General features: G+C 52.8%; 4 protein-coding genes and 1 pseudogene. 4 read left to right on the forward strand and 1 reads right to left on the reverse strand.

What is annotated here, in order from left to right; translation table 11 throughout:
- Nucleotides 1–207 precede the first annotated feature (207 nt).
- The 4 genes and pseudogenes from lacI to ACOTYN_RS07460 form a co-directional block, all read left to right on the forward strand.
- Nucleotides 208–1,290, forward strand: a complete 1,083-nt coding sequence (lacI, locus tag ACOTYN_RS07445) for a DNA-binding transcriptional repressor LacI (RefSeq protein WP_007851507.1) — start codon at nucleotides 208–210, stop codon at nucleotides 1,288–1,290.
- A 121-nt stretch (nucleotides 1,291–1,411) separates the two neighbouring features.
- Nucleotides 1,412–4,486, forward strand: a complete 3,075-nt coding sequence (gene lacZ, locus ACOTYN_RS07450; RefSeq protein ID WP_015386474.1) for a beta-galactosidase — start codon at nucleotides 1,412–1,414, stop codon at nucleotides 4,484–4,486.
- A 51-nt stretch (nucleotides 4,487–4,537) separates the two neighbouring features.
- Entirely contained in the window at nucleotides 4,538–5,791 is a 1,254-nt protein-coding gene (gene lacY / locus ACOTYN_RS07455) for a lactose permease (protein WP_064181444.1), read from the forward strand.
- 65 nt (nucleotides 5,792–5,856) lie between these two features.
- Nucleotides 5,857–5,997, forward strand: a pseudogene (locus ACOTYN_RS07460) (maltose acetyltransferase domain-containing protein); the annotation flags it as partial.
- A gap of 14 nt (nucleotides 5,998–6,011) precedes the next feature.
- On the opposite strand, the gene ACOTYN_RS07465 reads toward ACOTYN_RS07460, so the two are convergent.
- The coding region (locus ACOTYN_RS07465) for an IS1 family transposase (RefSeq protein WP_421634570.1) at nucleotides 6,012–6,477 on the reverse strand (466 nt) is incomplete at its 5' end.

The following is a 6,477-nucleotide window of genomic DNA, read 5'->3' on the forward strand; positions in this document are numbered from 1 at the left end:
TTTAATCTGTAGTCATTCAATCCTTGTAACATCAGGATGATCCTGGTGTCAGTGAAAATACGAAATCAACACGTTGGTATCATTACCCACCTGTGAACTGACGTCGGCATTTTGAATCTCACTTCGGCGTGCCCCCTCCGAATGGCGCAAAACATTTCGTGGTATGGCATGATAGCACCCGAAGAGAGTCAATTCAGGGTGGTAAATGTGAAACCAGTAACGCTATACGATGTCGCAGAGTATGCCGGTGTCTCTTATCAGACCGTTTCCCGCGTGGTGAACCAGGCCAGCCACGTCTCTGCGAAAACGCGGGAAAAGGTGGAAGCGGCGATGGCGCAGCTGAACTACATTCCCAACCGCGTGGCACAACAACTGGCGGGGAAACAGTCGTTGCTGATTGGCGTTGCTACCTCCAGTCTGGCCCTGCACGCGCCGTCGCAAATTGTCGCGGCGATTAAATCTCGCGCCGATCAACTGGGTGCCAGCGTGGTGGTGTCGATGGTAGAACGAAGCGGCGTCGAAGCCTGTAAAGCGGCGGTGCACAATCTTCTCGCGCAACGCGTCAGTGGGCTGATCATTAACTATCCGCTGGATGACCAGGATGCCATTGCTGTGGAAGCTGCCTGCGCTAATGTTCCGGCGTTATTTCTTGATGTCTCTGACCAGACTCCCATCAACAGTATTATTTTCTCCCATGAAGACGGTACGCGACTGGGCGTGGAGCATCTGGTCGCATTGGGTCACCAGCAAATCGCGCTGTTAGCGGGCCCATTAAGTTCTGTCTCGGCGCGTCTGCGTCTGGCGGGCTGGCATAAATATCTCACTCGCAATCAAATTCATCCGATAGCGGAACGGGAAGGCGACTGGAGTGCCATGTCCGGTTTTCAACAAACCATGCAAATGCTAAATGAGGGCATCGTTCCCACTGCGATGCTGGTTGCCAACGATCAGATGGCGCTGGGCGCAATGCGCGCCATTACCGAGTCCGGGTTGCGCGTTGGTGCGGATATCTCGGTAGTGGGATACGACGATACCGAAGACAGCTCGTGTTATATCCCGCCGTTAACCACCATCAAACAGGATTTTCGCCTGCTGGGGCAAACCAGCGTGGACCGCTTGCTGAAACTCTCTCAGGGCCAGGCGGTGAAGAGCAATCAGCTGTTGCCCGTCTCACTGGTGAAAAGAAAAACCACCCTGGCGCCCAATACGCAAACCACCTCTCCCCGCACGTTGGCAGATTCCTTAATGCAGCTGGCACGACAAGTTTCCCGACTTGAAAGCGGGCAGTGAGCGCAACGCAATTAATGTGAGTCAGCTCACTCATTAGGCACCCCAGGCTTTACACTCTATGTGTCCGGCTCGTATGTTATGCGAAAATGTGAGCGGATAACAATTCACGCAGGATACAACTATGACAATGATTACGGATTCACTGGCCGTCGTATTACAACGTCGTGACTGGGAAAACCCTGGCGTTACCCAACTTAATCGCCTTGCGGCACATCCCCCTTTCGCCAGCTGGCGTAATAGCGAAGAGGCTCGCACCGATCGCCCTTCCCAAGAGTCGCGCAGCCTGAATGGTGAATGGCGCTTTGCCTGGTTTCCGGCACCAGAAGCGGTACCAGAAAGCTGGCTGGAGCGCGATCTTCCTGACGCCGATACTGTCATCGTCCCCTCAAACTGGCAGATGCACGGTTACGATGCGCCTATCTACACCAACGTGACCTATCCCATTGCGGTCAATCCGCCGTATGTTCCCACGGAGAATCCGACGGGTTGTTACTCACTCACATTTAATGTTGATGAAAGCTGGCTACAGGAAGGCCAGACGCGAATTATTTTTGATGGTGTTAACTCGGCGTTTCATTTGTGGTGCAACGGGCGCTGGGTCGGTTACGGACAGGACAGTCGTTTGCCGTCTGAATTTGACCTGAGCGCATTTTTACACGCCGGAGAAAACCGCCTCGCGGTGATGGTGCTGCGCTGGAGTGACGGCAGTTATCTGGAAGATCAGGATATGTGGCGGATGAGCGGCATTTTCCGTGACGTCTCGTTGCTGCATAAACCGAGCACGCAAATCAGCGATTTCCATGTAGCCACTCACTTTAATGATGATTTCAGCCGCGCTGTACTGGAGGCAGACGTTCAGATGTACGGCGAGCTGCGCGATGAGCTGCGGGTGACGGTTTCTTTGTGGCAGGGTGAAACGCAGGTCGCCAGCGGCACCGCGCCTTTCGGCGGTGAAATTATCGATGAGCGTGGTGGTTATGCCGATCACGTCACCCTACGTCTGAACGTCGAAAACCCGAAACTGTGGAGCGCCGAAATCCCGAATCTCTATCGTGCGGTGGTTGAACTGCACACCGCCGACGGCACGCTGATTGAAGCAGAAGCCTGCGATGTCGGTTTCCGCGAGGTGCGGATTGAAAATGGTCTGCTGCTGCTGAACGGCAAGCCGTTGCTGATTCGCGGCGTTAACCGTCACGAGCATCATCCTCTGCATGGTCAGGTCATGGATGAGCAGACGATGGTGCAGGATATCCTGCTGATGAAGCAGAACAACTTTAACGCCGTGCGCTGTTCGCATTATCCGAACCATCCGCTGTGGTACACGCTGTGCGACCACTACGGCCTGTATGTGGTGGATGAAGCCAACATTGAAACCCACGGCATGGTGCCAATGAATCGTCTGACCGATGATCCGCGCTGGCTACCCGCGATGAGCGAACGCGTAACGCGAATGGTGCAGCGCGATCGTAATCACCCGAGTGTGATCATCTGGTCGCTGGGGAATGAATCAGGCCACGGCGCTAATCACGACGCACTCTATCGCTGGATCAAATCTGTCGATCCTTCCCGCCCGGTACAGTATGAAGGCGGCGGAGCCGACACCTTCGCAACCGATATTATTTGCCCGATGTACGCGCGCGTGGATGAAGACCAGCCCTTCCCGGCTGTGCCGAAATGGTCCATCAAAAAATGGCTTTCGTTGCCTGGAGAGACGCGCCCGCTGATCCTTTGCGAATACGCCCACGCGATGGGTAACAGTCTTGGCGGCTTCGCTAAATACTGGCAGGCGTTTCGTCAGTACCCCCGTTTACAGGGCGGCTTCGTCTGGGACTGGGTGGATCAGTCGCTGATTAAATATGATGAAAATGGCAATCCGTGGTCGGCTTACGGCGGTGATTTTGGCGATAAGCCGAATGATCGCCAGTTCTGCATGAACGGTCTGGTCTTTGCCGACCGCACGCCGCATCCGGCGCTGACGGAAGCAAAACACCAGCAGCAGTTTTTCCAGTTCAGTTTATCCGGGCGAACCATCGAAGTGACCAGCGAATACCTGTTCCGTCATAGCGATAACGAGCTCCTGCACTGGATGGTGGCGCTGGATGGCAAGCCGCTGGCAAGCGGTGAAGTGCCTCTGGATGTCGCTCCACAAGGTAAACAGTTGATTGAACTGCCTGAACTACCGCAGCCGAAGAGCGCCGGACAACTCTGGCTAACGGTTCACGTAGTGCAACCGAACGCGACCACATGGTCAGCAGCCGGACACATCAGCGCCTGGCAGCAGTGGCGTCTGGCGGAAAACCTCAGCGTGACACTCCCCTCCGCGCCCCACGCCATCCCGCAACTGACCACCAGCGAAACGGATTTTTGCATCGAGCTGGATAATAAGCGTTGGCAATTTAACCGCCAGTCAGGCTTTCTTTCACAGATGTGGATTGGCGATAAAAAACAACTGCTGACGCCGCTGCGCGATCAGTTCACCCGCGCACCGCTGGATAACGACATTGGCGTAAGTGAAGCGACCCGCATTGACCCTAACGCCTGGGTCGAACGCTGGAAGGCGGCGGGCCATTACCAGGCCGAAGCAGCGTTGTTGCAGTGCACGGCAGATACGCTTGCCGACGCGGTGCTGATTACCACGGTCCACGCGTGGCAGCATCAGGGGAAAACCTTATTTATCAGCCGGAAAACCTACCGGATTGATGGAAGTGGTCAAATGGCGATTACCGTTGATGTTGAAGTGGCGAGCAATACGCCACATCCGGCGCGGATTGGCCTGACCTGCCAGCTGGCGCAGGTAGCAGAGCGGGTAAACTGGCTCGGATTAGGGCCGCAAGAAAACTATCCCGACCGCCTTACTGCGGCCTGTTTTGACCGCTGGGATCTGCCATTGTCAGACATGTATACCCCGTACGTCTTCCCGAGCGAAAACGGTCTGCGCTGCGGGACGCGCGAATTGAATTATGGCCCACACCAGTGGCGCGGCGACTTCCAGTTCAACATCAGCCGCTACAGTCAACAGCAACTGATGGAAACCAGCCATCGCCATCTGCTGCACGCGGAAGAAGGCACATGGCTGAATATCGACGGTTTCCATATGGGGATTGGTGGCGACGACTCCTGGAGCCCGTCAGTGTCGGCGGAATTCCACCTTAGCGCCGGTAGCTACCATTACCAGTTGCTCTGGTGTCAAAAATAATAATAACCGGGCAGGCCATGTCTGCCCGTATTTCGCGTAAGGAAATCCATTATGTACTATTTAAAAAACACAAACTTTTGGATGTTCGGTTTATTCTTTTTCTTTTACTTTTTTATCATGGGAGCCTACTTCCCGTTTTTCCCGATTTGGCTACATGACATCAACCATATCAGCAAAAGTGATACGGGTATTATTTTTGCCGCTATTTCTCTGTTCTCGCTATTATTCCAACCGCTGTTTGGTCTGCTTTCTGACAAACTCGGGCTGCGCAAATACCTGCTGTGGATTATTACCGGCATGTTAGTGATGTTTGCGCCGTTCTTTATTTTTATCTTCGGGCCACTGTTACAATACAACATTTTAGTAGGATCGATTGTTGGTGGTATTTATCTAGGCTTTTGTTTTAACGCCGGTGCGCCAGCAGTAGAGGCATTTATCGAGAAAGTCAGCCGTCGCAGTAATTTCGAATATGGTCGCGCGCGGATGTTTGGCTGTGTTGGCTGGGCGCTGTGTGCCTCGATTGTCGGCATCATGTTCACCATCAATAATCAGTTTGTTTTCTGGCTGGGTTCTGGCTGTGCATTCATCCTCGCCATTTTACTCTTTTTCGCCAAAACGGATGCGCCCTCTTCTGCCACGGTTGCCAATGCGGTAGGTGCCAACCATTCGGCATTTAGCCTTAAGCTGGCGCTGGAACTGTTCAGACAGCCAAAACTGTGGTTTTTGTCACTGTATGTTATTGGCGTTTCCTGCACCTACGATGTTTTTGACCAACAGTTTGCTAATTTCTTTACTTCGTTCTTTGCTACCGGTGAACAGGGTACGCGGGTATTTGGCTACGTAACGACAATGGGCGAATTACTTAACGCCTCGATTATGTTTTTTGCGCCACTGATCATTAATCGCATCGGTGGGAAAAACGCCCTGCTGCTGGCTGGCACTATTATGTCAGTACGTATTATTGGCTCATCGTTCGCTACCTCAGCACTGGAAGTGGTTATTCTGAAAACGCTGCATATGTTTGAAGTACCGTTCCTGCTGGTGGGCTGCTTTAAATATATTACCAGCCAGTTTGAAGTGCGTTTTTCAGCGACGATTTATCTGGTCTGTTTCTGCTTCTTTAAGCAACTGGCGATGATTTTTATGTCTATTCTGGCGGGCAATATGTATGAAAGCATCGGTTTCCAGGGCGCTTACCTGGTGCTGGGTCTGGTGGCGCTGGGCTTCACCTTAATTTCCGTGTTCACGCTTAGCGGCCCCGGCCCACTTTCTCTGCTGCGTCGCCAGGTGAATGAAGTCGCTTAAGAAATTAATGTCGGATACGGCGCGAGCGCCTTATCCGACCAACTTATCAGGACGGAATGTTAAAAATGAACATGTCGATGACAGAAAAAATAAAAGCAGGCAAGCTATTTACCGATATGTGCGAAGGCTTACCTGAAAAAAGACTTCGTGGGAAAACATTAATGTATGAGTTCAATCACTCGCATCCATCAGAAGTTGAAAAAAGGGTAATGACTCCAACTTATTGATAGTGTTTTATGTTCAGATAATGCCCAATGACTTTGTCATGCAGCTCCACCGATTTTGAGAACGACAGTGACTTCCTGCCCAGCCTTGCCGGATGCTGCCTCAGGTTCAGGTTATGCCGCTCAATGCGCTGCGTATATCGCTTGCTGATAACGTGCAGTTCTCCCTTCAGGCGTGATTCATAAAGCGGCCAGCCATCCGTCATCCATACCACGACCTCAAAGGCCGACAGCAGGCTCAGAAGACGCTCCAGCGTGGCCAGCGTGCGTTCACCGAATACGTGCGCCACAACCGTCCTCCGTATCCTGTCATACGCGTAAAACAACCAGCGCTGGCGTGATTTAGCCCCGACGTAACCCCACTGTTCGTCCATTTCCGCGCAAACAATGACGTCACTGCCCGGTTGTATGCGTGAGTTTACCGACTGCGGCCTGAGTTTTTTAAGTGTCGTAAAATCGTGT

The organism is Enterobacter cloacae complex sp. IR5458 (genome assembly GCF_049238025.1).
In the GTDB taxonomy this organism is placed as follows: domain Bacteria; phylum Pseudomonadota; class Gammaproteobacteria; order Enterobacterales; family Enterobacteriaceae; genus Enterobacter; species Enterobacter kobei.